The organism is Variovorax sp. OAS795 (assembly GCF_040546685.1).
In the GTDB taxonomy this organism is placed as follows: domain Bacteria; phylum Pseudomonadota; class Gammaproteobacteria; order Burkholderiales; family Burkholderiaceae_C; genus Variovorax.
In genome coordinates, this window is the sequence record NZ_JBEPOH010000001.1 from 2,032,912 (window position 1) to 2,058,081 (window position 25,170).

Genomic DNA, 25,170 nt, shown 5'->3' on the forward strand with positions numbered 1-25,170 from the left:
ATCTTGCTGAAGCAATGGGCTGGCCGCTTGCCGCGGTCAACGCTCTCACGGAGCGCGAACTGACCCTGTGGATGGTTCGCGGCCCGCTCTGGCCTCGCCGGCAAGAGCTGCTGCTGATCCAGATGACCAACCTTCTGGCTCAGGTGAACGGCAAAAAAACCCGCATGAGTGACTTCGACATGTTCCAACGCAATCGCGAAGCAGAACTCGACAACGCAGCGAGCGACATCGGCGAACTCACTGGTGCTGGCGTGCGCAAGCTCGGGCAGGGGCGCAAGTAATGGCTGCAGCTGCAGGATCGCTTGTCGTCTCGCTCGGGCTGGATGCAGCCGAGTACACGCGCGGGCTGACCAAGGCCGAGTACCAGGCGCGGCAGTTCGGCGAGAAGATCGGCGCGGCCATCCGCACCGGTGCACAGCTTGCCGTCGCCTCGCTGGCGACTATCGCCACCGGCGCTACCGCCTCTTTCGCCATCTTCGACAGCCTGGTCAAGGGAGCAGGGGACTTCCAAGACCTGGCCGAGAAGACCGGCGCGAGCGCGGACGCCCTGGCCGGCTTTGCCGTGTCCGCTGCCGTTGGCGGGACGACAATGGAGACGGTCGCCGCGGCCAGCATCCGCCTCACCAAGGGCATGACCGGCGTGGATGACGAGTCCAAGGCAGCCGGCGCCGCCATCGGTGCTCTTGGCCTCAAGCTCTCCGACTTCAAGAAGCTGGCGCCCGAGGCCCAGATCGAAGCTGTGTCGAAGGCGCTGGGCGGGTTCGCTGAAGGTGCCGGGAAAACCGCTGTGGCCGTTGCCCTGTTCGGCAAGGCCGGCGCCGACCTCCTGCCGTTCCTGAAGGCCCTCTACGAGGCCGGCGGGCAACAGAACATTCTCACTGCCGAGCAGATCAAGCTCGCCGACGACTACGCCGACCGCCAGGCCAAGTCGCGCGCCGAACTCACCCTGCATGCACAAGCCATCGCCACGCAGTTCATTCCCGCCCTCACGGCGGTGCAGAACGCTGTGCGCGACGTCATCAGCAACCTGATCACCGCCAACGGTGCGCAGAAGGACTTCGCCCTCAACCTGGTCATCCTCGACTGGGCGGAAAAGGTCACGCTCGCGCTGGCCACCGTCGGCGAAACCGCTGTGGCCCTGGCAAAGACGCTCCGCGCCGTGGGCGGCAGCTTCGAGTCCGTCTATGCCGACTCCAAGCTGCTTTCCGCCCTGACGCCGACGGGCGCGATCAAGGCCGTTATCTCCGGCGACAGCATCTCGTCGCTGCTGGCCGAGCGGAACGCCAAGGCCAAGGAAGCGAACGACCGCTACGTCGATCTGTGGAACTACGACGGCGCCAAGGCGACGAAGGCCATCAAGAAGGCTTTTGCCGACCAGCGCGCGGTGATCACCGGCTCGGCCGACCCCGAGACGCAGCGCCTCATGGCCCGCTCGCGCGCGGCGCAAGGCGTGCTGCCAACCCTCAAGTTCGACGGCGCCACACCCAAGGGCGGCGGCGGGGGCAAGGACGACCCCACGAACAAGATCCTCGACAACCAGCTGAAGGCGCTCGAGAACGCCGCCCGGGAAGAGGAAGACATCCTGCGGTCGCGCAACAAGATGCTCGACCTGTACAACGGCGAGAACCTGATTTCGACGCAGGCCTACTACGAAGGGAAGCGCGTTGCCCAGTCTGCCGCGGTGTCGTCGCAACTGGCGCTGTACGACCAGGAAATCGCCGCGCTGCAGAAGTTCCAGGCCGCGGCCGGCAAACAGACCGACCGCGAATCCGCCCAGGGCAAGATCAATGACCTGATCGAGAAGAAGAAGCGCCTGACGCGCGAGGCCGGCGAGACGGCAATCGAGTGGGGCTTCAAGGAGCGCAAGGCCCTCGAAGACCTCGCCAAGCAGATGAACAGCGTCAACGCTGAAGTGCTGGAGCTCACCGGCAACCTCAGCGCGGCCACCAAAATCCGCCTCGAAGACCAGTTCGGCGACATCACCAAGCGCCTCACCGCCAACGGCGACAGCGCTGGCCTGGCGCAAGTCGATCGGCTCAAGCAGCTGAAGCAGGCGCAGGCCGACTACGGCCAGCAATCCGAGACGGTCAGCCGGATCACGGAAGGCCTGCGGATCGAGGAAGAGCGGATCACCCTGGCCCGCCAGCTTGGCACCACGGGTGAACTCGAATCCCTGGCGAAGCTCGGCGAGTCGCGCAAAGCGGCAGTCGCGCAGCTGCAATCCATCGTCGCAGCGCAGGAAGCCATCGCACGCGCCTCCGGCAACCCCGCACTGGTGCAGAGCGCCGAGCGCGCCCGGCTCGAGTTGGAAAAGCTTGCCGCCACGGTTGACCCACTGGCCGACAAGTTCAATACCCTGTTCGCCGACGCCGCGGGCTCCGCTTTCTCGGACTTCATCAACGGCACCAAGACCGCGAAGGAAGCCTTCAAGAGCTTCACCGACACGATCTTCAAGGAACTCACGAACTTGATCGTGAAAGACCTGTTCAAGCAGCTGTTCAGCGGCGGCGGCACGGGCACCGGTGGTGTCGGCTTCAACTTCGGCAGCCTGTTGTCCGGCCTCTTCGGCGGCGGCAAGGCGGCCGGCGGCAGCGTTGCCCCCTCTCGGCATGCACCGCGTGAACGAACAAGGCCCCGAGATGCTCGACGTCAACGGGAAGCAGTACCTCATGAACGGCAGCCGCAATGCCCGCATCACGCCGAACAACAAGCTCGGCGGCGGCATGAACTACTCGCCCACCTTCATCCTCGACCAGCCCGCCAGCCGTGCCACCCAAGAGCAGCTGAGCGCAGTCGCCTACCGCGGCGCGCGCCGTGCCATGGAGCGCACATCATGAGCATCGAAGTTCTCTCCGACGTCATCATCCCGCAGAGCGTGGTGATGGCGGGCATCGTCGGGCGCACCACGCGCAAGAACGACCGCAGCGTCAACCAGGGCGGCTACGCGACCGTCAACGTCGTGCGCGACCTCTCGATGCGCGAATACACCATGGGCGTGAAGCCGATGCTGCTCGCCTTGTGGGAAGCCATCATGGGCATCTACGAGGTGACGGATGCCGGCGCCTACGGGATGCTGCTCGAAGATCCGGTGGATGCGGTGGTGACGGCAACCCAAGGCACGCTGATCGGCTACATGGCCGGCGTGCAATCCGGCGCCACCGGGTACGGCAACGGCACGCCGAACTACACCCTCCAGAAGCTGTACACCGCACTCGGCACGACCCGCAGGCGCGCGCGCGATCTCGGCCGGCCGAAGGGCACGCCTGCGATCCTGCGCGGGGGCTCGCCTGTCGTCGTCGGCGTAGCGGCCGGGAACATCGCGCTCAGCACCGGCCCGGTGAAGATCACGTTCGTGGCGGATGCCTCGCGCACCGTAACCGGCGTCACCGTGGGCGCGACCACGCAAGTGACGCTCGCGACCGCTATCCCTGGCTTCGTGGTGGGAGGCCGGCTGTGGCTGCAAGACCTCACCGGCGCCGACGCCGCACTGCTGAACAGCCTCAGCCACGAGATCACGGCCATCACCGGCGGCGGGCTCAACGTCTACACCCTCGCCACGAACACGGCCGGCAAGACCATCACCGCTGCGGGCACCGGCAAAAAGTACCCCCAGCCCGACGAAACGCTCACTTGGTCGGGCGGCTTCTACGTGCCAGTGCAGTTCGCGAACGACTCGATCGACTGGGACCTGGTTCGGCCAGGCCGGTACGGGGAGCGGCTGATCGACGGTCCCAACATCCCCTTGGTCGAGGTGCGCGAAGAATGACCAAGACCATCTCCGTCCCCTTCAAAGCGCACCTTGCGCAGGGGACCACGACGCTGGCCTGGTGCTGGAAGGCAACCCGCCGGGATGGTTACGTGCTTGCGGTGACGACGTGCGCCAGTTCGCTGCTGTTCGAAGGCGTCCTCTACCGGCCGCGGTACGGCTTCAACCCAAAGGCCATGTCGCAGGAAGCCTCGGGCGCGGTCTCGAACACCGAGGTCGAAACCGTGCTGTCCGACGAGATCACCGAAGAGGACATCTTCGCCGGCCTGTGGGATGGCTGCGTGGTGGAAACCTTCCAGGTGAACTACCGCGACTTTTCGATGGGGAAGATCAACTTCGGCGTCAAGACGATGGGCGACCTGAAGGCGGGGCGCAGTGCGCTCAATGCCGAGCTTCGGGGCCTGACGCAATCGCTGCAGAAAGTCGTCGGCCGCGTCTACACCGCCGGCTGTCCGTGGGTCTTCGGTTCCATCGGCTCGGCCTATGTGCCGGCCTGCAACGTCGACTTGGGTCCGCTGACCGCCACCGGCACGCTCACAAGCGCCACCGACCTCCGCACCTTCGCTGACAGTTCGCGCGGCGAGGCGGCTGACTATTTCGGCGCCGGCCTGCTGACCTTCACTAGCGGACCGAACGAAGGCGTGCAGATGGAAATCTATTCCTTCGCTGCCGGCGTCTTCGTCCTGCATCTGCCGATGCCCTACACGGTGTCCGTCGGCGACACCTACAGCGTTACGCCCGGCTGCCGCAAGCGCTTCACCGAAGACTGCCGCACCAAGTGGGCGAACACGAATAACTTCGGCGGCTTCCCGCAGGTGCCTGGCAGCGACAAGGTGCTGGGGCTCGGTGGTACGGAAGGAACGAACCTATGAGCCGGCTCTTGGGGTGTTGTGGTCCAGCAATCGCAGGCGCCTTGGGCGCCTTTTCTCTTTCTGGGGCCGACGTTGTGGACGTTGCCCGCAGCTTCTTGGGGGTGAAGTACCGCCACCAAGGCCGCAGCCGAGAAGGCGTCGATTGCATCGGCCTGCCCGTGTGCGTGCGCGCAGAGCTCGGCCTTCCGCCCATGGATGCAGTTGGCTATGCCAAGCGCACCGTCGATTCCGAAATGCTCGACTTCTGCCGCGCGAACATGGTTCCGGTCGATCGCGCAAGTCTCCAACCCGGTGACCTGCTGGTGCAGATGACTGGCCAACTTCGGCACATCGCAATCGTCGGCGACTACCCGGGCGGTGGTCTGTCGATCATCCACGCCCATCTGCCGAACAAGAAGGTCGTCGAGTGCCGGCTGGATGACGTGTTCATGAAGTCCGTCCGCGGCTGCTTCCGCTTCCCGGAGGTGGCCGCGTGAGCACCCAGCAGATCCTCGGCGTCGTCGGTGGTGTCGTCGGCGCGTTCTTCGGCTATCCGCAGCTGGGCTTTGTCGTCGGCTCGCTCGTGGGCGGGCTACTTACCCCCGGAGAGAAGACCGAAGGCCCGCGCGTCGATGACCTGAAGGTGCAGGTTTCGACCTATGGCGTCGGAATCCCGCTCATGTACGGCACAGAGCGCGTCGGCGGGAATGTCGTCTGGTCTACCGACAAGATCGAAGTCGAGGAAACCACCGGGGGCAAGGGTGGTGGGCCTGAGAACACGACCTATCGCTACTACGTGCACATGGGGGTCGTGCTTTGCGACACGCCGCGCGACGGCTCGACCGTTTCCATCGTCCAGATCTTCAAGGACGGCAAGCTGATCTATGACGCCCGGTCGGGCATTCCGATTGGCTCTGCGCTCGCCAGCGCTGAGAACCCGCACGCCTATTTCGTCCTGTACCAGGGACACGCTGATCAGCTGCCTGACCCGGGGGAGGAAGCATGGATGGGCGGGCCCGGCTCGGTGCCGGCCTATCGCGGCGTCGTGCGTATTCGCATGAATGCGATTGAGTGCCCCGGTGGGCGCGTGCCTCAGTTCTCGTTCGTGCTGTCAACCAACGCTTCGACGGCTCCGACCGGGCAAGTCATCGTCGATTTCAGCAGCCCTTCGTACAACGTCATCACCGGCTTGGCCAAGTCCGATGGCTCGGTCTGGAACATCGGTCAGTTCACGAACGGAGGCGTCATCACGTTGTTCGTGAGCTACGGCGCATCCACCGGCGAACAGCGCATCACCAACCAGCTGCGCTTCACAGGCACCGATCTCACCTACTACCCGATGCCCGCGATCGGAGCCGAAGAGCCGATTGCCGTCTATCTCTCGGGGGCTGGTTCCGGCTTCGTCAACCTGCTGAATTTGGAGACGATGGTGAGGGTCGGTCTTTACTCGCCCGAGACCTCCTCCGATTTCTTGCCGGGAATGTCTGGCAACCATGTCGAGTTCATGCGCGCGGCTTGCGACCCGACCACTGGCAACTATGCCATCGCATTTCAGGACGCTGACGTCACGCCGGCCGAGTGCCCGCCGCTCATTTTTGAGAATGGCGAGGTGCTGTCCTGCGACCCGATCTCAGGCGTTACAGCCGGCATCGCCTTCTATGACGATGTGCTCTATGTACTCAAGGCCGAGTCGAACCAATGGAAGATCGCCAGCCGCAGCGCGGTTGATGGCACGGAGGTACATGCCGAAGTGGCAGGCGCCGGTCCGGTCGGCTCGGCAAACATCCAGAAATCAGGGCTGTACGCAAGTGCATCGGGACTCTATGCGCTGATCTTTCCGGCCGGTTCTTCCGGCCTGGATGTCTACAAGATCGACACCACGACGATGGCGTGGAGCCTCATCGCCGAACAAGTCCCTGTCGGCTTGGACAACTTCGGCCATTTCCAGCGCGCCTTCTACGCCAGTGATGATGTCGTCGTCGTTGGGCCCACCGTCAATGGCGAGTATTCGGTGGGGTTCCTGCGCCCACTGACGGTTGCGGATGTCAAGGTGTCCGACATCATTGCCGACCAATGCGATCGCGCCGGCGAGTCGCGCTACGACGTGAGCGGGATTCCCGACACGGACACGCTGCACGGCTACAAGCTGCAGAACCCAGCGAGTGCCAGGTCGAACATCGACCCTCTGCTGACCGCCTTCGCGATCTACATCGTTGACGAAGACGGGCTGATCAAGTTCAAGAAGTACGAGGACATCGTTTCGGAGGCGACCGTCACCTATGACGAGCTCGGCCAAGCGGAAGACGGCGCAGAACCCGCAGACGCAATGCCGCTCAACCGCGCGCAGGAGATCGACATGCCGCGCAGCGTGTCGGTCAGCTACATCGAGCCGACCTTCGACTACCAGACCGCGAGCGAGAAGGAAGTCCGGCAGATTACGGAAGCGACGGAAGACATGATCATCGAGCTTCCGATGGCGACAACTTCGGACCACGCCAAGCAAGTGGCCTCGATGATCCTGTTCGCGAAATGGCGAGCGCAGAACACCCGCAGCTTCAAGACGTCGCGCAAGTTCGCCTTCCTGTCGCCCGGGGATGGCGTGACGGTCGAATACCCCCGCGGCACCTTCCGGCTCTGGCGGATCACCAGCATGACGGATACCGGCGCGTTGTGCGAATTCAACGTGGAGCCAGGAGACGCCGAGCTCTACACCCAGACCGCCGTGGGTGCGACAGGGTACGTTCAGCAGGAGGTTGCCCCTCTCGCGTCCCCGACGCGCCTGCAATTGCTCGACATCCCCATCCTGCGCGACGAGGACAACAACGCTGGCATCTACGCGGCCCTCGACAACTACGCCGACGGCTGGACGGGCGCTGAGTTGCTGGTCGGCTACGACGACACAAGCCTTGTGAGCCGCGGCACTGTATCGACCGATGCGCCAATCGGTTTTGCGGAAACGGTACTGGGCAACGCGTCGAGCGGATTTGTCGATGAGTCGAACATCTTCACAGTCAGCATCGGGAACAACGACTTCGAGAGCGTGACTCGCGACGTGCTGCTGGCCAACGGCGCCGAGTTCTGGGCCTACGGCGTTCCGGGCCGGTGGGAAATTGGCGCATCTGCGGTGGGCGATTCGCTCGGGGGCGGACGCTACATCCTCTCGCGGCATCTTCGCGGGCAGTTCGGAACCGAAGCGAATGCTGCTTTGCACGAAGAAGGGGATGTGTTCGTGCTGCTGCGCATCGCCGGGATGCTTCGTCCCTCGACGGGCGCCGGAGACATCGGGCAAGCGCAGAACTACCGCGCAGTGTCCAAGGGCCGCAGCCGCGATTCAGTGGCCTCTCAGACCTACACGAATACCGGCGAAGGCTTGATGCCGCTCAGCCCGGTCAACCTGCGCCGCAGCAATACGAATGACCTCAGCGTAGATCGGCGATCGCGCCTGGCCATGAACAACAGCACCGGGGCGCTTCCTCTCGGCGAGGCGACGGAAGCCTGGGCGTGGGACTTCTACACCTCGAGCGGATTCACGACGCTCATCGGATCGGCGCTCACCACGACGGCGACCGTCACCGCCGCGCAGATCACCTCGGCCGGCGCGACACCTTCCGGCGCGCTCTACGTGCGTGTGAGCCAGCTCGGCGATTCCATCGGCCGCGGCCATGAACTTCAGGCAACCATATGACCACACTACAGACAATCAACGCGGCGGCGAACTGGAACCTTCGGGTCAACGAGAACTTCAAGGCTGTCTCGCCCGCGGCCTCGTTTGGCATCAAGGACTCGGCCACCACGGGCCTGACGCTGGGCTACTACGGCGGCATCATCGACGGCGTCTCCTACGCCGACGGCACGCACTTGCTGACGGCCAGCACCACGCGCTATGTGGTGGCCGCAAGGGCTACCGGCGTCGTGAGTTCTGCCACGGGCACCACGAACTGGAACGACACCACCAACTACAAACGCATGGGCGTTGCGGTGGTGGGGGCCTCGACCATCACCTCGTGGACCGACTGGCGCGAGTTCAGCCCGGGCGTGGGCGGTGCTGGGGTGGGAGATGTCGTCGGTCCCGCCAGTGCCGTGAATGGACGGGTGGCGACCTTCAACGGCGTGACCGGCAAGTTGATTCAAGACGGTGGCACGCTGCTTTCTGACTTGGCGACCACTGCCTATGTCGATGGGCTGCTCCAGGGCTTGAGCTGGAAGAAGGCTGTCCGCGCTGCGACGACGGTGGCCGGCACTCTGGCCTCATCCTTCGAGAACGGGGATGCGATCGATGGCGTCACGCTCGCAACGGGTGACCGGGTTCTGATCAAGAACCAGGTGTCGACGACCGAGAACGGCATCTATACGGTCAACGCATCGGGAGCTCCGACGCGCGCCACCGACAGCGACACCGGTGCGGAGATGGTCAACGCGACCGTCTTCGTCAGCGAGGGGACGACGCTCGCCGATACCCAGTGGACGTGCTCGACGAACGCGCCAATCACAATCGGCAGCACGTCGATCGCCTTCGTTCAATTGTCAGCTGGTGGCGGCGCAGCATGGGGGAGCATCACCGGAACGCTGTCGAGTCAGACGGACCTTCAGGCCGCACTGGATCTGAAGCAGGTGCGTTCGCCATCAATCCAGTCGGTCGCTTCTTCGGCCACGGTCACGCCGACCTTCTCCAACGACATGGTGAAGATCACGGCGCAGGCGGCTGGGCTGACGCTGGCGAACCCCACCGGCACAGCAATTGACGGGCTCGGCATCGTGATCCGCATCAAGGACAACGGCACTGCACGCAGCATCGCCTATGGGACGCAATACCGCGCCATTGGCGTCACCCTCCCGACCACGACGGTGATCAGCAAGACCACCTATCTCGCAATGGTCTTCAACAACGACGATACGAAATGGGATGTCGTGGCTGTGGGGCAGGAAGCATGACGCCGTTCAAGGCCATGAGCCTTGCACAGGCGCTAACTGGTGGTGTGGCGACCACATGGAACCCATCTGACAAGTCAGCGAACATCACGCTTTCGCTGGCAAATCTGCGCGCCTCGGGGAATGGTTCTGCTGGCTCGGCGCGAGCAACAGTCAGCAAAGCGTCGGGCAAGTGGCAATTCGAAGTCACGGCAAGGCAGACAGGCGGCTCCTGGCTCATCGGCGTGGGAAAGATCGGGGCAGGACTTACCAGCTACCCCGGGTCTGACGTGAACGGCTACGGTTACCACGCAGGGAATGGAAACAAATACAACAACGGCTCCCCAACCGCGTTCGGGACCAGTCTCGCGAGCGGCGACGTGCTGGGTGTCACGATAGATTTTGCAACTCTCGCCCTCGTTTTCTACAAGAACGGAGTCTTGGTCGGCACAGCGTTCACCGTCTCGTCCGGAACCTACTTCCCAATGATCGGTGCTGCAAGCGGCACTGGTGCGCTGGGCGACTTGAACACTGGAACATTGGCCTATCCAGTGGGCGGCTTCACCGCTTGGAACTAGTGCTGGACGCTTGCCCAACCCAACCCAACCCGCTTCGGCGGGTTTTTCTTTGCCTGGAGCCCTATGAATCGCAACCTCCGAGACATCGTGACGAACGACCCCACCACCACCGACTGGGGAGAGCTCAACGATCGCGTCGGCAACCTGGAGAACGGCTTCGGCACCTTCAAGAGCGAGCTCGCCGACAACACCGCAGCGACGAAGCGCATCGAGACCAACACCTCCGAGCTGGTCGAAGCCTTCGAGAATCTGAAGGGCGCTTTCAAGGTGCTCAATTGGATCGGCAAGTTCGCGCGGCCGTTGGGCTACATCGCTGGTGCGATCGCTGCCGTGGTGAGCCTGTACACAGCCTACAAAGCGGGCACTGCGGTGCCGCCGAGCATCAAATGAACCCGACCCTTCGCAACCGCCTGCTCGCGGCCGGCGGCGCGGGAACGTTGGCCATCGCTGGTGTGCTGCAGGCCTGGTACGAAGGCGAGGGCCCGACAGTGCGGCAGCCGAGCGGCGTGGTGCTCTCGGTGCCATACAAAGACACGGGCGGCGTGTGGACGGTCTGCCGTGGCGTGACCGGTCCCGAGGTCATCCCGACCAGGCGCTACACCGCGGCCGAATGCCGGGCGCTCGAGGAAAAGCACCTCGCCATCGCTGAGGCCGCCGCACGCCGCTACATCACCAGCTACGACCAGCTGAACAAGTGGCAGCAGGCCGCGCTGATCGACTGGTTCTACAACTTGGGCGCCAATCCCGCCACGCTCGGTTCCACCTTGCGCGCGAAGTTCAATGCCGGCGACATCGAGGGCGGATGCGACGAACTCTCGCGCTGGGTGAAGGGCAGGGTGAAAGGCGAACTCGTGACGCTGAACGGTCTCGTCGATCGCCGCGGCACTGGCGAAGAGCTGTGCCTGCACTGGGGCTCGAAGTGACCTCCGACCTCGCCGAACGCCAGGCCGCAGCCCAGCCGCGCGACTGGCCCGAGGACTTCGACCAGCGCACCACCTGGAATGTTTGCGGCGACTGCAACCGCGTGTTCCTGGGCATCCCCTCGCGCGTTCAGTGCCGGCTTTGCTCTGGCAGGAGGACGATATGAGCCTGACTGCAAAACTCGTGGCCGTCGGGCTGGTCGTGCTAGCGCTGATCGCTGGCTTCTGGAAGCTCTGGCACACCGCCGACCGGGCCGGCTACGACCGCTCGCAAGCCGAATACCAAGCCCGGGCGGAGCTGCAACGCGAATCGAATCGAGGCCGCGCGCGCGTGGCTGAAGAAAAGCACGCGGCGCAGACGGTCTACCGGGACCGCTTCATCACCAAAACCGTCAAGGAGATTCGCGATGTTCCATCGTCTGGCACTGGCTGCCTTGTTGCCCCTCGCGTTGTGCGCCTGCTCAACGGCGCAGCAGCGTGCGCCCGCGAAGATCGACCCGGCGCCTGTAGCGTTCACGAGCCCGTGTCCAGCGCCCGATGACCTAGCAGAGCCAGCGCCCCAGAGAGAGCTGGAAGCGTGGACCACGCTGTGGATTGGTGCATACGGATGTGAGAAAGCGAAGCGGGGAGGGCTAATCGATGCCTGGCCCCGATAGCTCGCAGGTCGTGGAATAAGCTAGAAGCATGACCAACATCCGGAATGGTCCACAATCCGCCGATGATTGCCCCAGTTCCAGCGAAAGTTACATCTCGGATCGACAAGGAGGTCAGTCGCCTGCTGCTGCAAGACGTACCTCGCTATCTGGAGCCATCGGACCCCAGAGTCGTCGGATGGTTAGACGAGTTGGCAAACGCGATGCCTGCTGGACGGAAAGAGGCCTTTTTTACGATGGCCTCGGTGTATCACCTGACTGGAGACCTGAAGACGACGAACGCGATGTACGAACGCGCTCGGACTCATGGAGCGACCGAAGACGAAATTGCCGCTTGTTCGATACCCGCCTATCTAAATCTAGGCTATCCGTCCAAGGCTGCTGCGTTCTGCAAAATGGTGGTTTCCATTCAGAAAAGTAACATCACGATTGGATTGCCTTCGGCTGTATCAACCGGTGCATTTCAATTTGTTGGAGAACTCTTAGAGCAGGCGCGAAAGGCAGAACTGGATCTCACTGCGGTCGAAGACATCGGAGACATACAGGCTATGGTGCGAGCCGCATCGTCCTCCGGTTTTGGAGATGAGCAATACTCGCAAGTTCTAGATGTTGCCGGGGCTGTGATGCGTGAGCAAAGATTGTTCTGGCTGAATGAGTCGCCCCGCTATCATTTCGATGAGGAAATGGAACTCTTGGCGATTCGATATTTGATTGATGTTTCTCCGGAAGATGCGGCGGCGCTTACGGCCGACGTTTCGAAACGCATCGTTGAGCTAGGGCTTGAAGCTGTGCCGCTCTCCGTTGCTTTCGTCGGCGCTGCTGAATCGGTCGAGGCTTGAAATGCCCATCGTTTCGCAAGACATTCTCGATTGTGCTTCGGAGATGACCAAAGCGACAAAAGGCATTGAAGCATTCGTGCGCGCAGCCGTAGCAAGGTCCTATTACGCGGCGTTTCACGACTGCCTAGAGTGGCATTCTTCGCTTCCCGCCCAAGGTCATCTCCCACCTAAATTCCTTGAACGCGGCACGCACGTGGAGCTTGCTTTCAGATTGCTGAATCCCGACCAAAGTCTTAGCAAAGACTTGCAGGAAAGCTCCAAGAAGCGCGGCTTGGCTCTAAGGAATCTTCACGCTGATCGGGTTGTGGCCGACTACAAGCTCAGTCGAACGGTCAACGCCTACGAAGCGCGGACTGCGTTGGCTTCTGCGAGAAAAATTGTTTCTCTGTAGCGTCTTCCTCGCGCGCCTGTAGTCAGCGCATTGGCAAAAGAAAGCTATCGGGTTGTCTCGTCTGGATTTTGACGGTAGAGCGCTCGCGCAGTAGCTCCACGGGACCGATTCCGTCATACACGACCTCATTGGTCTTCAGCGAAATGACGGTCCATCGGTCTCCCGGCGTCACCTTGTAGTCACCGGGCGCCAGGGGCAACTCGCGTTCTTCGTGTACGTGGCTCCCGAGCCAAGACGGCATGCGGAGAATGGTGGGGGGCTCGGAGAAAAATTCAGTTTGACTCATGGTTCATTTTCGCGGCTGCTTCCATCAGTTCCCGCGAGAGGGGAGAGGGCAGGCCATAGGCCTCGCAGTACCAGACTTGGTAGCACCACCGCCCGCCTACTTGTTCAGTCCCGGCGAAGCTGATGGTGTCGAGTGCGCAGGCGACTACTTCGGGCCGCCAGAGCACGCCCAGCGGCGGCGCGACGTCACCGGGTCCCGAGTTCCACAAGCCGAGTTGCATTCGTCCTTCCACCGGCCGCAGCGTCAACATCCCGGACAGCCACGGCTGGTCGACGAACTCCCGCTTGCTCAGCAAGGTGCCGCCGCGGTATCGCGGACGCATCCTGACTCTCATACCGGCTCACTGTCATTCTTGGGCGCCTTGGGCAGCAGGCCCGGGATCCCGTGCATCACCGCACGGATATGGTCGCCCGCGTTCCGGTCCCAGTCGCCGTACAGGTCGCCGGTCCTGGCGCAACGGCCCGACACCAGATCGGCGAAATCCAGCAGCGTCGGGCGCAGAGCTTCGCCGTCGGCAAGTTCTCCTGCGCGTCGTGCCATCTGGGCGATTTCTTCTTCGATGGGAGGCTCGGGCATGGGGTCTTCGGGGGTCGGCGGGTAACACTTTGGTGCTGTACAAATATACAGTAGTTTTCTTAAAATGAACGCATGGAAAGCGTTCCTTCCAACCTCTGGATCGCCGCCTGCGCGCACCGGCTGCAGCAGCAGTGGCATACCGTTGACCCCCTCGAACTGGAGGATGTCGCACGGGATCTGTGGCGCGACGAACGGCTGCGATCGATGCCGCCCGAGGCAGCGGCCGTCGAGTGGCTGCGGCCAATCACCGAGTGACAGGGCGCGCCCAGGACACAGAATCTGGCCATGTGCAACCGCTACATCTCCCCGGATGAGTACGAGATCGAAAGCTTCTGGCATGTCCGCCAGAACAGCCCGCCGGGCTGGGTGAAGGCGGTCTACCCCCGCACGCAGGGGCCGTTCATCCGCCGGGCCAAGGACGTGACGGGCTATGAACGGGAACTGGTCACGGGGCAGTGGGGCCTCATCCCGTGGTTCGCCAAACAGCCGAAGCTGAAGTACCCGACCAACAACGCGCGCAGCGAAGAGCTCGAGGTGAAGGTCAGCTACAAGGACCCATGGAAGCGGGGACAGCGCTGCATCATTCCGGCCGCGGCATTCGACGAGCCGAACTGGGAAACGGGAATGAACGTCTGGTGGCAGTTCAGGCGCGCGGACGGGGCGCCCTGGGGCCTCGCGGGGCTGTGGAACACATGGACCGACAAGGCCACGGGCGAGATCCACGAGAGCTACACGATGCTCACGATCAACGCTGATGCGCACCCACTGATGAGCCGCATGCACAAGCCCGATCCGAAGCTGGCGCCCGACAAGCAGGACAAGCGGTCGGTGATCCCGCTCGAAGCGCACGAGTTCGACGCTTGGCTGGCCGGCACTGTCGAACAGGCAAAGACGCTCCTGAACCTCACCCCGGTCGAGGTGTTCGACGCCCGTCCCATCCCGGCCTAGTAGCGCGCCACCGCCTTCCCTGTCCGCTACAGCGCAGTGCTTCTACCTCAACACTTTCCGGGTAGCGCTACGAGGTACTCCGTCGAAAAAGGAAAATGGGTCGGCCGGCCTGAGATGCTGCTTTTCCGGGCATCGCACCACGACTCAGCCGTGGCAACGTTCTCCGGTGATGAGCACAGGCTTTTCCACCGTCTTATCCACCGCAATGGTGGAGAACTTTCCCTCTGAGCTTCGCGTATCCGGGGTCAACCCCGAGCAAAGTTGTACACATTTGGTAGTACCGCTTACCAGTCAGACTTCCAGGACAAACGTCCCAGTTCTTCACTGCCGTTGCGGTACTTATCGAGCGAGCAGGAAAGGACATTTCTTCCATGTGCTTTTGCCTTCGGCGCGATCCAATGAGGCGTCGAGACGACACGCGCCGGGCTTCGGCGTTCACCAAGGAAGCAAATGACCAACTCCAATGGAAGCGACCTTTTCGCCGGCATGGCCGGAAGCGACACCATCAACAGCGGCAACGGGGAACACGCCGGAGGTAGTGGGGCCAGGAACGATTCGCCGAATGGCGGCACTTCAGGCTGGCCTATGTGCCGCGAGGGACCTCGCGAAGGCAAGCAGATGAGTGACGATTCTCCGGTCGAAGTGTCCGAATGGGCCACTCGACGGGTCGCGTACGCCGCGAAAATCACAGAGCTTCAATACAAGCAGGCAAAACGGATCTGCGACCAGATCAACGGGGTTCCGGTCGGCAATGACGACGCCATGGTGCTGGCCGTCCTCAAGGCGATCTCTACCAATTATGTCGCCGTGGGTCGTGCGCCCGAGTTGAGACTTTGCTCACATGAGGAGGCTGCGGAAATTGACGCCCATCCACCGAGATTCACGGCCCCTAGCAGGACTAGCAAAATCCGTTAAAGCCAGGCATGTTCGGCGGAGAGATTGGCCGCCCCGGGAAGGTTCCTTGGGCTGGGAACCCAGGAGAAACGATGCCAATGAATTTTTTGCGTCGCATTGAGGACGCCTCTTTCCCCCTGGCGATTCGCGACGAGGCGGACATCCAGTGCGCGGCGGTGTTGGCCGCCGCCGAGCTCATTGAAGCGAACCTGCCGGGTCCCGAGAGCTCCACTGACGGCGGCGTGATCCTTCGCATCACACCACAGGGGCGAGCGCAGCTCAACCGTCTCCGAAGTTCACAACCATAGCATTCAAGCGCTCTACCCTCGGTGGTTCTCTAGCGCTGTACGTCCGACCCAGGTGATTCGTTTCACGCTGGCCCGCGGCTGCCGATCGGAGGGGGTTGTGATGCTCGCGTCCACATAGTTAACCGCGCGCAGCATCTCGACGCACTTGACCCGGGCCGGGTCCGACTCTTCCAGCGGGAAGGTCGCGTGTTCTATTTCGTGGAGATAGTCGATGGGCAGCACGGCAGTTCTCTTCGTTGAGAGTTCTTTCGATTCTTCTGCCCCCTTCGGCGCTGACTGCCGCCTACATGCCACCGTTGGTGTGGGAATCGACCTTCCTACAGCTTCGAGGAATCCGCGATCTGGTCAAGCCGCCGGACGGCGACGAGAGCGCTGTAGCCAATTCGGCGCGGATTGTTCGGGCCTGAGCACGCAGGATCAACGTCTCTTCCGCCAACAGTTTCACCTCGGCCTTGAGTGTCTTGGCCTTTGTTGCCAGTTCCACAGTCGTGCGCGGCTCACGCGCTGCTTCTGAGTGTTCGGAGTCGGAGTCCAAGGGCTCTGCATGAGAAAGATTGCTCACATCTACGTGCGTCTCTGCTTGCGCGGCAGACCAGCAGAAGGTCTCAAGCAGCAGTGTGCCTTTGCGGCTAGTGCTCGTCGTAGCCGCTTGGAAAATTGAAGCCGAGCGCAATGAAGGCTACTTCGCGCAGCTTGGCGTGGATCCCGGTCGCCATTCAGCGGGTAGAGCGCCGCAAAGAGTTGCTCCAGCCATTCGCGATTGACCGCACCATTGCAGCGGTGGTACAGCTCATTAATGAATTCGTGCCGCCACGCGTCTGCGCTAGACAAGGGACTTCCTGCACCGATGTGCTTGTGAGGTTTCCACATGAGGTGGAGTTTGACGTGAAGATCACATCAAACGCAAGCCGCCCGAAAATCGAATTAAAGGCCGGGCGAACGAGCGTGACGCGTCGGCCGTTGCAAGCTCGGCCAGGCCATCTTCCGTGATGCGAGTTACCGTAGGCACCGGGTTTGCGTCGCGCACCTCGTGCGACCTAACGACGTTGAACTCGGCCTCGATCAAGCCGGTAGCAATCAGCACTGTCACTTTTCGGATCTCTTCTGGGTCCGTCACGCTGACAGGCAACTGCACCCTTTGCAGCCGGGACAGGAACGAGAGTGGCATTTGATCCTCCGGGACAAATTCTTGGTGTTCTTTGCATCTGCCGATCTGAACCAACAAAGCCTCCAAGCTTTGGGCTCTGGAGGCTCTGAAAGGTCTTCCCGAGGACGGGTCGATCCGGTGCACGATGTGCATCGCCATCGAGAAAACATTCGCTGTCTTTTTGGGGCAGGTGCGCTGATCTTGGCGCAACCCGAGGGCGCATGGAAGCGCAGGTGGGTAACCAACAACTCGTTAAAAAGCAGAACGAAATGCTGCAATTGCAACGATTGGTTGCCGCGCCTCCTGCGGCGTTGTCGCGGGGTAGTTCAAGCCCACGCTTGTCGGTCTAAGTAGCGATTTCGACTTACATGAGAAGACTTCGCTCCGGTGCAGCGTGCCTGCATGGTCAAGTTAGACGAACTTCAGCCCATGTTGCTCGACGAGAGGCCGTTCGACCTGGATCAGCCCGGCTGGATCTACGAGCTGAAAATGGACGGCTACCGTGTGCTGGCCGAGTTCGACGGCTCGGTGCAGCTGCGCACCCGCAACGGCATCGACGCCACGACTTGGTTCCCTGAGGTCACGCACGATCTGACCAAATTGAGGAACGGGCACTGCGTGGTGGACGGGGAGGTCTGTGTGCTCGACGAGATCGGCCGAAGTGACTTCAACCAGCTGCAAGACCGGGCACGCCGGCGCGGCCGGTATCCCGGGGCCCCCACGGTCGTCTACTGCATCTTCGATCTGCTGGTGCACCGCGGCGTGGACATCACCCAGCAGCCGCTGCTCAAGCGCAAGGCCGCGCTGGCGAAGATCCTCAAGCATCCACGACCCTCTCTCATGTACGTCGGCCATTTCGAGAGCGGCGCCGCCCAGCTGTTCAAAGACGCCGTGATCCCGCTGAAGCTGGAAGGGCTCGTGGCGAAGAGAGCCGACAGCGTCTATCTGCCTGGCGTCCGCTCAAGGGACTGGGTGAAGGTGAAGCGGAAGGGCGCGATACCGGCTGAGCGGTTCAAGCGTTGAGCGAGGCGTAACTCAGCCGGCTGCACAGGAATGCGCAGCGTGCGGAGGTCGGATTGCCAGCACGGCTGGCCTCATGCGCTTTCAGTCCGAAAGCTCGCCAGCTCGACGCCCTTATTTTTTGGAAGCGCGGCTTCCGTCTTTCGGTTTCGTGGATTTAGGAAGGGAGCTGAACATCTGTTCGGATTGCAAATCCATTACGTTCTTGAGGGCAGGCGCATTGTTCGAGATCGCTGCGAGCGTGTTGACGCACAGTTCAACAAGAGCTGCTGTCGGAATCACAGCATTGACGATAACTTTGCGCACCTCTGCCTTCTCCGCAGAACTGGGCGCTACGACTTGGTGAAACTGCATGCGACAAACTGAAGGACCGAGCGCTATTCCAGCAACGCCGTCAAAAAAATAAACCGGTGCATTTTCTGCCGAACCCGGCACTAAAACGAATTTTGCTTTCTCTGCGGTGTTCTCATCAGTCATATTAAGTGCGCTATCTGTTAGGTGGGACTATGTCAAGTTCAGGCTTAATCTTGTCCAAAAAATAATAATCAGACGCCGAAATGTTATGCGGTACGAGATCAAGAAGAAGAGAGCGATTGGCAATCTCGTCCGAGGTTCTATTTGCATCGGCACTGAACGAGATGGTCATGTAAGTATCATAGTTAGTACCACTTTTTACGTCGGCGGCAATCTTTTCGGGCGTATGTTCCTCAAAGGAAACGACTGGGAACCCGGCGGTTATCGCGGACAAAAGAGAAGCTTCGGCCTTGGAGTGTTGCTGCCAAGGCTGCGAAGCAACTGGTTGCCAAGCGCTGCGGAAAACCACATCAAAATCAAATGATAATGAGGAACAAAAATCCCAGATAGTCCTAACGGTGAGATTACTCTTCCCAGAAAGAACGCTAGTAACTCTGCTTTTCTTCCAGCCAAGTGCTTCTGCAACTTCGGTGCGGGTTTTCCCAGAATGGGACAGGAGCGCCGCTAAGTGAGCTGCGATCTGGTCTTTTTTTACGACGAATGGATCGAGTGGAGGAAGATCTGCAAACATATCTTCTTCCGTATCGATGCTAGCGTTCGAAACGAGGGCGGATCTGGAATTGTTCATACTATACGATCCGTAAACTCAGACTCTGAAATGCATTTAGTACCGATTTGGCGATGGTTCCTATTTCGCCTATATCGCCTTTGCTGAGTTTTTGAGTTCGTTTGGCCATAGTGCGGAGCAAAATAATATTTTTATTGTGATAAATAAAATACATCCGTATAGCGCCTGCTCCCCATATTCGCCACACCTTTACGGTATTCGGACTGTTTCCAAAGGGCTTAAAGGTAAAGGCCTCGTGACATCTTGTTTTGTCATACAGGGCTGTTAGCGGCTCGCCTGTTTGTGCTCGATTCACCAACGCAATAAAAGAGGTTCGAGCGTCCTGACGGTCATTGGAATTGAGAGCTGCAATGTCTGCGCGCGTCATGCAAGATTGAGGTTGCCGACTCTCCAAAACGGTATAGGTCTTCCACGAGTTGGCCGCGTCTGGCGGCATGGAAAGCGGTTCGGGATGTCCGACCTTGAGCCTCTTGAAGAAGATCGTCATGCATGTTAACTTATAAGTGAATCGCTTGTCTCCCCCTTCCAGAGCTAAGACTCGTCAGCGAAGTTACAGACCCCTGATCGTTACATGCGCAGGCGGCCCACGTCTACCTGTCGACCAAGGCTCAAGGTTGCGGTGAGACTCGAGCCGTCTGGCTAGGCTCTTCTAAGCTATCGCGCAGGTAACGACCTTCTATGGCTCGACCTCACGGCAGGCGGTCTTGATTGATCACCAAGGGCGCGGGAGCTTCCCTCTTCTCGACCCAATGTGATCCCGGTCCGCCCGCCTCAAGCGCCAACTTCAGAACGCGCCTCATGTGCCGTCGGGCATCAAAGTCCGCCTCCATCCATTCGCCCGCGCAGAGGCTCGGCGGGTACTCGTGACCTACGACGTCAGGGCGCCAGCAGAGACGGATCTGTTTCATTGGGGTGTGTTGCCCGCGGCTTGAATCTTTGAAGCGGGAGCGCCGGCGCATGCTAACGCTTCCAACGCCGTGACTATCTCGGCGAGAGTCGATGATTGCTCCAGGCCGGCGAATTCCCTTCCTCGGTACGTCATCGCCAGTTCGATTTCACCAGCCCGCAGGACGTCGCACAAACCCGTGAGCCGCAGCAGGGCGCTCCCGCTGACCTCAGCGACCTCGAAGTTTGCTCGGTCGCTCGGCTCAACGTCGTCTTGCCAATCTTCGAGGTCCTGCAGCGCTTCCTCACGCGTGGCGAAGAGGTCAAGCACTGTAGTGTCGTCATAGTCTCCATCGTGGCCAACCCATGTGATGACGAAAGGGGCGCCGTCCTCGACCAGGTAGAACGCTCTGAAGTTCGCCATATCCAGGGCCAAGGTGTCGGGATGCTTGCGGCCGCGGCGGATAAGCCAGACGCCATTGGGCCCGCGCGCTGAGAGGTGAGGGGCGATCCCGAGCTGCCAAAGTCGGGGCTCGTCGTCCAAGCAGTGCGTGCTGACGTGTGGGCGTCCGAGTCGCAGCAACGTCCCGCCGCACCAAAGGTTCCTGAGGCGGCCGTAGTCGGAGTGCCAGACACCATGCGGCTCGATCTTCCGCATCGTGCGCGTGAGCGCCGGCAGGAGCTGGAGAGTCTTTTTGCCTGCCATCTCCAGTTCGATGGCTCTGGCTACGTACTCCTCGGAATGCTTGAAAGCCCATGGAAGCATCGGCGAGAGCGCTTTCCGATCGAACGCCACGAAGTTCCACTCGATGAGCCCTTTGCGCCTCAGCTTCAGCAGTTCCTCGAGGTGCTCGATCTGAGCGTCGAGCTGCTCGACGCGGAACGGCAATGCGTCGATCGGCCGCTTTGCTCGGCCGGCGCTCAGATCCGGCGCAATCGCATCAATGGCCGCCCTCCAGTCGCAGCCCGGCCCGGTCCACAAGAGTCTCGGATTCGGAAACTCGATCCCGGACGAGTTCTTTTCGGGCGTCCCACGCGTAGCAGCGCACGAAAGGGGCTGCGCCCAGAAAGGCCCGCATCAGCTTTCGTTCTGGGGGCTCGCCGCCCACCGTGTGCACCTCCATGACGAGGTCCAGATCGCCGCACTGGAGCGCGCCTCTCGCGTAGGAGCCGACGACCCACAGCTTGGTTGCGGTGGATGTGGCGGACTCCGGCTTGAGGAAGAACCAGTGTTGGAAGGAGAGGGCGTGGGTGCTGCAAGCGTCGAGGCGCTCGCAGATCCGGATCAGCTTCCTGGTGAACGCTGCTCTCGGAAAGCGCTTTTCTTTGGCGGCCATCGGAACGGGTGATTGACGAGGAGGGCGCCAATCCTAGAGAGCCGGTTTCGCAGGCTCTGCCTGGCAGGCACCCGAGGCCATCGGGGAGCCTTGGAATTCACTCGTTTCTCACACGTTTTTCCGGTCGATGCTGGAGAGCCGCATATATAAAGGCCTCGCAGCCGTTCGCTTGGGGGTTCAAATCCCCCCAGCTCCACCATCCATCGCAAAAAAGCCAACCTGGCACAGGTTGGCTTTTTTTTGCCCTGACGCACGGCTATAGTCACCGGGCGCTGCCGCGCCGCAACCTCTTGCCTTCGTGCAAGGTTTCGGCTGCGATCGCCCCAGATCCGACATCAAAGGACGCCGTGCCCGATTCGCTGACTTCCACGCTCACGAGCTACTACGACGCGGTGCCCTATGAATCGCACCCGTTCCCGCAAACCGCGGTCGAGCACCTGGAAGCCATCGCCTACCTGTTCGGTTTGCAGGCGCCGCCGCCGGCCTCTGCGCGCGTGCTGGAGCTCGGGTGCGCGTCCGGTGGCAACCTGATTCCTTTCGCGGCGCGGCATCCGCAGGCGAGCGCGCTGGGACTCGACCTCTCGAAGGTCCAGGTGGCGCAGGGCGCCGGAGCCATCTCGCGCGCCGCACTGGCGAACGTGGCGCTGCGGGTGTTCGACCTCGCGCAGGTCGATGCATCCTTCGGCCAGTTCGACTACATCGTCTGCCACGGCGTCTACAGCTGGGTGCCGGGCCCGGTGCAGGATGCGATCCTTCGCATCTGCTGCGAGAACCTGGCGCCCGACGGCGTGGCCTATGTCAGCTACAACGTTTACCCGGGCTGGAAGGCCAGGGAGATCGTGCGCGACGCGATGATCCTGCGCGGCGGGCCGCGCGACACGCCGGAAGAAAAATTGTCCTATGCGCGCGGCATGCTCGAATTTCTCGAGCAATCGGCCCGTCCGGACAGCGTCCTCAAGAAGACGCTCGACGAAACCATGCCGATCGTGCGCCGCTCCAGCAGCGACTACCTCCTGCACGAGTTCCTCGAGCCCTGCAATGCGCCTTGCTATTTCAAGGAGTTTGCCGCCCGCGCCGAGGCACGCGGACTGGCCTACCTCGGGGACGCCGAACCCTCGTCCATGTTCGTGCAGAACTACGGCGACAAGGTTCGCGAGCCGCTGCTGCGCGAGTGCGGCGGCAGCCAGGTCCTGATGGAGCAGTACCTCGACTTCCTGGTCAATCGCATCTTTCGCCAGACCTTGCTGGTGAAGCAGGGCCGTGGCGGCGACATCCGTTTTCGCCTCGACCCGGTGCGCGTTCGCGGTCTCGAATATGCCGGCCTGTTCTCGCCCGCGGACGGCGGCGCGCTGACGCTCGATGCGCGCGAGCAGCCGTGCAAGGCACTGCGCAACATCACGGTGACGCTGCGCCTGCCGGTGCACAAGGCCCTGGCGCAGGCGCTCGATAACCGCTATCCGGCCACTGCGTCGCCCGAAGCGCTGATTGCCGCGGTGACCGGCGCCACTGGCGAGCCGCGCGCCACGGTCGAGCCGCTCGTCATGTCGATGCTCGAAGAGCTGCTGATCCTTGGCGCCGTGCGTATCCGCCGCACACCGGTGCACGTCGCCGCCGAAGTGTCGGCGTGGCCCGTCGCGCTGCCGTCGGTGCGAACCGCCCCGGGCATCGCGTTGTCCGCCGGGAATTCGGCCAGCGCCTGCAACCAGTGGCACGAGTCCGTCGCACTCACCGCGCTCGAGCGCAGCCTGTTGCCGCTGCTCGATGGCGCGCATTCCCATGATGCGCTGGCCGACCACCTCGTCAACGAGGTGCGTGCCGAGCGCCTGCGATTCGTCCACGGCGACCAGCCGCTCGCCGACGCTCCGGCGTTGAAGCAATTCGCGCTCAAACAAGTGGCACTCGGCTTGCAGGACTTGTGGCGCAAGGCCCTGCTCGTTGCCTGACACCATCCTCCGCCTTCCACCATCGAACTCAACGAGGGACTTTCTCCATGCAGCAATTCAACTGGACTCCAAGCTTGCGCGCCGCGGTAGCGGCCGCACTCGCATTGGCGGGCGCAAGCGCTTCCAACGCCGCCTCGCAGGCGCCGGTCGCGGCCGAGCACGGCATGGTCGTGAGCGCCCAGCACCTGGCCACGAAGGTCGGTGTCGACGTGCTCAAGCGCGGCGGCAACGCGGTCGATGCGGCAGTGGCCGTGGGCTACGCACTGGCGGTGGTGTACCCGGCTGCGGGCAATCTCGGCGGCGGCGGCTTCATGACCGTGCAGCTGGCCGATGGCCGCAAGACCTTTCTCGATTTCCGCGAGAAGGCGCCCCTGGCCGCGACCGCCAACATGTACCTCGACAAGGACGGCAACGTCATCAAGGGGCTGAGCACCAACGGACACCTGGCGGTGGGCGTGCCCGGTTCCGTCTCGGGCATGGAGTACGCGCGCGAGAAATACGGCACCATGAAGCGCGCCGACCTGATCGCCCCGTCGATCCAGCTGGCCGACAAGGGCTTTGCGCTGGAGCAGGGCGACATCGACATGCTGCGCACCGCCACCAACGACTTCAAGAAAGACCCCGTCTCCGGCGCCATCTTCCTGAACAAGGGCGAGCCCTTCGCGGTCGGACAGAAGCTGGTGCAGAAAGACCTCGCCAAGACGCTGCGCGCCGTCAGCGCCAAGGGGGTCGACGGCTTCTACAAGGGCTGGGTCGGGCAGGCCATCGTGGCATCGAGCCAGGCCGGCAAGGGCATCATCACGCAGGCCGACCTGGACCAATACAAGACGCGCGAGCTGGCGCCGGTCGAATGCGACTACCGCGGCTACCGTGTGGTGTCGGCGCCGCCGCCGAGCTCGGGCGGCGTGATCATCTGCGAAATGCTCAACATCCTCGAGGGCTATCCGCTCAAGGACCTGGGCTTCCGCTCGGCCGAGTCGGTGCACTACCAGATCGAGGCCATGCGCCACGCATACGTCGACCGCAACAGCTACCTGGGCGACCCCGACTTCGTGAAGAACCCGCTCGAGCGCCTGCTCGACAAGGGCTACGCCGAGAAGATCCGCGCCGCCATCGATCCCAGGAAGGCCGGCGTCTCCAAGGACATCAAGCCCGGTGTCGCGCCGCACGAAGGCAGCAACACGACCCACTACTCCATCACCGACCAGTGGGGCAATGCAGTGGCGGTGACCTACACGCTCAACGACTGGTTCGGCGCCAAGGTCACGGCCGACAAGACCGGCGTGTTGCTGAACAACGAAATGGACGACTTCACCGCCAAGATCGGCGTGCCGAACATGTACGGCCTGGTGCAGGGCGAAGCCAACGCCATCGCCCCGGGCAAGCGTCCGCTGAGCTCGATGAGTCCGACCATCGTGTCGAAGGACGGCAAGCCGGTGTTCGTGGTCGGCACGCCGGGCGGCAGCCGCATCATCACGGCGGTGCTGCACACCATCCTGAACGTGGTCGACTACGGCATGAACGTGCAGGAAGCCGTCGATGCGCCGCGCTTCCACCAGCAATGGCTGCCCGACGTGACCAACGTCGAAACCTTTGCGCTGAGCCCCGACACCCGCAAGATGCTGACCGACATGGGCCACAACCTCGGCGTGCCGCAGCCGGCCAACCACATGGCGGCGATCATCGTCGGTGCGCCGTCGCTGGGCGGAAAGCCCGTGGGCGCCAACCGTTTCTACGGCGCGAACGACCCGCGACGCAACACCGGCCTGGCCGCGGGGTACTGATCCTGCACACTCGGGCGGCCATGCCTTGTCGGCG

General features: G+C 62.2%; 29 protein-coding genes. 19 read left to right on the forward strand and 10 right to left on the reverse strand.

Annotated elements, in window-relative coordinates; translation table 11 throughout:
• The first annotated feature begins 14 nt into the window (after window positions 1-14).
• The 12 genes from ABID97_RS09755 (at window position 15) to ABID97_RS09810 (ending at window position 12,906) form a co-directional block, all read left to right on the forward strand.
• A complete protein-coding gene (locus ABID97_RS09755; protein WP_354398305.1) occupies window positions 15-281 on the forward strand; it encodes a hypothetical protein in 267 nt (88 codons plus the stop codon).
• The gene (locus ABID97_RS09760) at window positions 281-3,766 is read left to right on the forward strand and encodes a hypothetical protein (protein WP_354398306.1); all 3,486 of its coding nucleotides are present in this window, start codon (window positions 281-283) and stop codon (window positions 3,764-3,766) included. Before ABID97_RS09755 ends, ABID97_RS09760 begins: the two co-directional genes overlap by 1 nt.
• Entirely contained in the window at window positions 3,763-4,638 is an 876-nt protein-coding gene (locus tag ABID97_RS09765) for a phage/gene transfer agent baseplate hub protein (RefSeq protein ID WP_354398307.1), read from the forward strand. The genes ABID97_RS09760 and ABID97_RS09765 overlap by 4 nt, the downstream gene beginning before the upstream one ends.
• A complete protein-coding gene (locus tag ABID97_RS09770; protein WP_354398308.1) occupies window positions 4,635-5,114 on the forward strand; it encodes a C40 family peptidase in 480 nt (159 codons plus the stop codon). The genes ABID97_RS09765 and ABID97_RS09770 overlap by 4 nt, the downstream gene beginning before the upstream one ends.
• The gene (locus tag ABID97_RS09775) at window positions 5,111-8,302 is read left to right on the forward strand and encodes a phage tail protein (protein ID WP_354398309.1); all 3,192 of its coding nucleotides are present in this window, start codon (window positions 5,111-5,113) and stop codon (window positions 8,300-8,302) included. The genes ABID97_RS09770 and ABID97_RS09775 overlap by 4 nt, the downstream gene beginning before the upstream one ends.
• On the forward strand, window positions 8,299-9,549 hold the full coding sequence (locus ABID97_RS09780) for a hypothetical protein (RefSeq protein WP_354398310.1): 1,251 nt from the start codon (window positions 8,299-8,301) through the stop codon (window positions 9,547-9,549). Before ABID97_RS09775 ends, ABID97_RS09780 begins: the two co-directional genes overlap by 4 nt.
• Window positions 9,546-10,103, forward strand: coding sequence for an SPRY domain-containing protein (locus ABID97_RS09785; protein WP_354398311.1), 558 nt, complete (start codon window positions 9,546-9,548; stop codon window positions 10,101-10,103). The genes ABID97_RS09780 and ABID97_RS09785 overlap by 4 nt, the downstream gene beginning before the upstream one ends.
• 87 nt (window positions 10,104-10,190) lie before the next feature.
• Entirely contained in the window at window positions 10,191-10,493 is a 303-nt protein-coding gene (locus tag ABID97_RS09790) for a hypothetical protein (protein WP_354398312.1), read from the forward strand.
• On the forward strand, window positions 10,490-11,026 hold the full coding sequence (locus ABID97_RS09795) for a lysozyme (protein WP_354398313.1): 537 nt from the start codon (window positions 10,490-10,492) through the stop codon (window positions 11,024-11,026). The genes ABID97_RS09790 and ABID97_RS09795 overlap by 4 nt, the downstream gene beginning before the upstream one ends.
• A gap of 160 nt (window positions 11,027-11,186) precedes the next feature.
• Window positions 11,187-11,564, forward strand: coding sequence for a hypothetical protein (locus ABID97_RS09800; RefSeq protein WP_354398314.1), 378 nt, complete (start codon window positions 11,187-11,189; stop codon window positions 11,562-11,564).
• A 177-nt stretch (window positions 11,565-11,741) separates the two neighbouring features.
• Window positions 11,742-12,515 (forward strand): hypothetical protein, encoded by a 774-nt coding sequence (locus ABID97_RS09805; RefSeq protein WP_354398315.1) that lies wholly within the window; start codon window positions 11,742-11,744, stop codon window positions 12,513-12,515.
• Window position 12,516: 1 nt separating this feature from the next.
• A complete protein-coding gene (locus tag ABID97_RS09810) occupies window positions 12,517-12,906 on the forward strand; it encodes a hypothetical protein (protein WP_354398316.1) in 390 nt (129 codons plus the stop codon).
• A 22-nt stretch (window positions 12,907-12,928) separates the two neighbouring features.
• On the opposite strand, the gene ABID97_RS09815 is transcribed toward ABID97_RS09810, so the two are convergent.
• The 3 genes from ABID97_RS09815 to ABID97_RS09825 are packed head-to-tail and all read right to left on the reverse strand — an operon-like array spanning window position 12,929 to window position 13,768.
• Window positions 12,929-13,192, reverse strand: coding sequence for a hypothetical protein (locus ABID97_RS09815; protein WP_354401856.1), 264 nt, complete (start codon window positions 13,190-13,192; stop codon window positions 12,929-12,931).
• Window positions 13,179-13,514: a hypothetical protein gene (locus ABID97_RS09820; RefSeq protein WP_354398317.1), complete on the reverse strand. Its 336-nt coding sequence runs from the start codon at window positions 13,512-13,514 to the stop codon at window positions 13,179-13,181. Before ABID97_RS09820 ends, ABID97_RS09815 begins: the two co-directional genes overlap by 14 nt.
• 8 nt (window positions 13,515-13,522) lie before the next feature.
• Entirely contained in the window at window positions 13,523-13,768 is a 246-nt protein-coding gene (locus tag ABID97_RS09825; RefSeq protein ID WP_354398318.1) for a hypothetical protein, read from the reverse strand.
• 72 nt (window positions 13,769-13,840) lie between these two features.
• Between ABID97_RS09825 and ABID97_RS09830 the strand changes: the two genes are divergently transcribed.
• From ABID97_RS09830 to ABID97_RS09845, 4 genes are all read left to right on the forward strand, one after another.
• Complete coding sequence (locus ABID97_RS09830) at window positions 13,841-14,023, forward strand: hypothetical protein (protein ID WP_354398319.1); 183 nt, start codon at window positions 13,841-13,843, stop codon at window positions 14,021-14,023.
• Between the two features lie 30 nt (window positions 14,024-14,053).
• Complete coding sequence (locus ABID97_RS09835; protein ID WP_354398320.1) at window positions 14,054-14,716, forward strand: SOS response-associated peptidase; 663 nt, start codon at window positions 14,054-14,056, stop codon at window positions 14,714-14,716.
• 450 nt (window positions 14,717-15,166) lie between these two features.
• Window positions 15,167-15,631 (forward strand): hypothetical protein, encoded by a 465-nt coding sequence (locus tag ABID97_RS09840; protein WP_354398321.1) that lies wholly within the window; start codon window positions 15,167-15,169, stop codon window positions 15,629-15,631.
• 71 nt (window positions 15,632-15,702) lie between these two features.
• Window positions 15,703-15,918, forward strand: coding sequence for a hypothetical protein (locus ABID97_RS09845; protein ID WP_354398322.1), 216 nt, complete (start codon window positions 15,703-15,705; stop codon window positions 15,916-15,918).
• Window positions 15,919-15,930: 12 nt separating this feature from the next.
• On the opposite strand, the gene ABID97_RS09850 is transcribed toward ABID97_RS09845, so the two are convergent.
• Both ABID97_RS09850 and ABID97_RS09855 read right to left on the reverse strand, forming a co-directional pair.
• Window positions 15,931-16,140 carry a hypothetical protein gene (locus tag ABID97_RS09850; protein ID WP_354398323.1) on the reverse strand — a complete coding sequence of 70 codons (210 nt, stop codon included), beginning with the start codon at window positions 16,138-16,140 and terminating at the stop codon, window positions 15,931-15,933.
• A 670-nt stretch (window positions 16,141-16,810) separates the two neighbouring features.
• A complete protein-coding gene (locus ABID97_RS09855; protein WP_354398324.1) occupies window positions 16,811-17,086 on the reverse strand; it encodes a hypothetical protein in 276 nt (91 codons plus the stop codon).
• A 408-nt stretch (window positions 17,087-17,494) separates the two neighbouring features.
• Between ABID97_RS09855 and ABID97_RS09860 the strand changes: the two genes are divergently transcribed.
• Window positions 17,495-18,088 carry an ATP-dependent DNA ligase gene (locus ABID97_RS09860; protein WP_354398325.1) on the forward strand — a complete coding sequence of 198 codons (594 nt, stop codon included), beginning with the start codon at window positions 17,495-17,497 and terminating at the stop codon, window positions 18,086-18,088.
• A 111-nt stretch (window positions 18,089-18,199) separates the two neighbouring features.
• Here the strand turns inward: ABID97_RS09860 and ABID97_RS09865 are convergent, their stop codons facing one another.
• From ABID97_RS09865 to ABID97_RS09885, 5 genes are all read right to left on the reverse strand, one after another.
• A complete protein-coding gene (locus tag ABID97_RS09865; RefSeq protein WP_354398326.1) occupies window positions 18,200-18,562 on the reverse strand; it encodes a hypothetical protein in 363 nt (120 codons plus the stop codon).
• Between the two features lie 10 nt (window positions 18,563-18,572).
• Complete coding sequence (locus ABID97_RS09870) at window positions 18,573-19,187, reverse strand: helix-turn-helix domain-containing protein (protein ID WP_354398327.1); 615 nt, start codon at window positions 19,185-19,187, stop codon at window positions 18,573-18,575.
• Window position 19,188: 1 nt separating this feature from the next.
• The gene (locus ABID97_RS09875) at window positions 19,189-19,674 is read right to left on the reverse strand and encodes a hypothetical protein (RefSeq protein WP_354398328.1); all 486 of its coding nucleotides are present in this window, start codon (window positions 19,672-19,674) and stop codon (window positions 19,189-19,191) included.
• 417 nt (window positions 19,675-20,091) lie between these two features.
• Entirely contained in the window at window positions 20,092-21,054 is a 963-nt protein-coding gene (locus tag ABID97_RS09880; RefSeq protein WP_354398329.1) for a hypothetical protein, read from the reverse strand.
• The gene (locus ABID97_RS09885) at window positions 21,014-21,409 is read right to left on the reverse strand and encodes a hypothetical protein (protein WP_354398330.1); all 396 of its coding nucleotides are present in this window, start codon (window positions 21,407-21,409) and stop codon (window positions 21,014-21,016) included. Before ABID97_RS09885 ends, ABID97_RS09880 begins: the two co-directional genes overlap by 41 nt.
• Window positions 21,410-21,756: 347 nt before the next feature.
• Here ABID97_RS09885 and ABID97_RS09890 point away from each other — a divergent pair, with 347 nt between their 5' ends.
• Window positions 21,757-23,352, forward strand: coding sequence for a methyltransferase regulatory domain-containing protein (locus tag ABID97_RS09890; RefSeq protein ID WP_354398331.1), 1,596 nt, complete (start codon window positions 21,757-21,759; stop codon window positions 23,350-23,352).
• 47 nt (window positions 23,353-23,399) lie between these two features.
• Window positions 23,400-25,136, forward strand: a complete 1,737-nt coding sequence (gene ggt, locus ABID97_RS09895; protein ID WP_354398332.1) for a gamma-glutamyltransferase — start codon at window positions 23,400-23,402, stop codon at window positions 25,134-25,136.
• The last annotated feature ends 34 nt before the right edge of the window (window positions 25,137-25,170 follow it).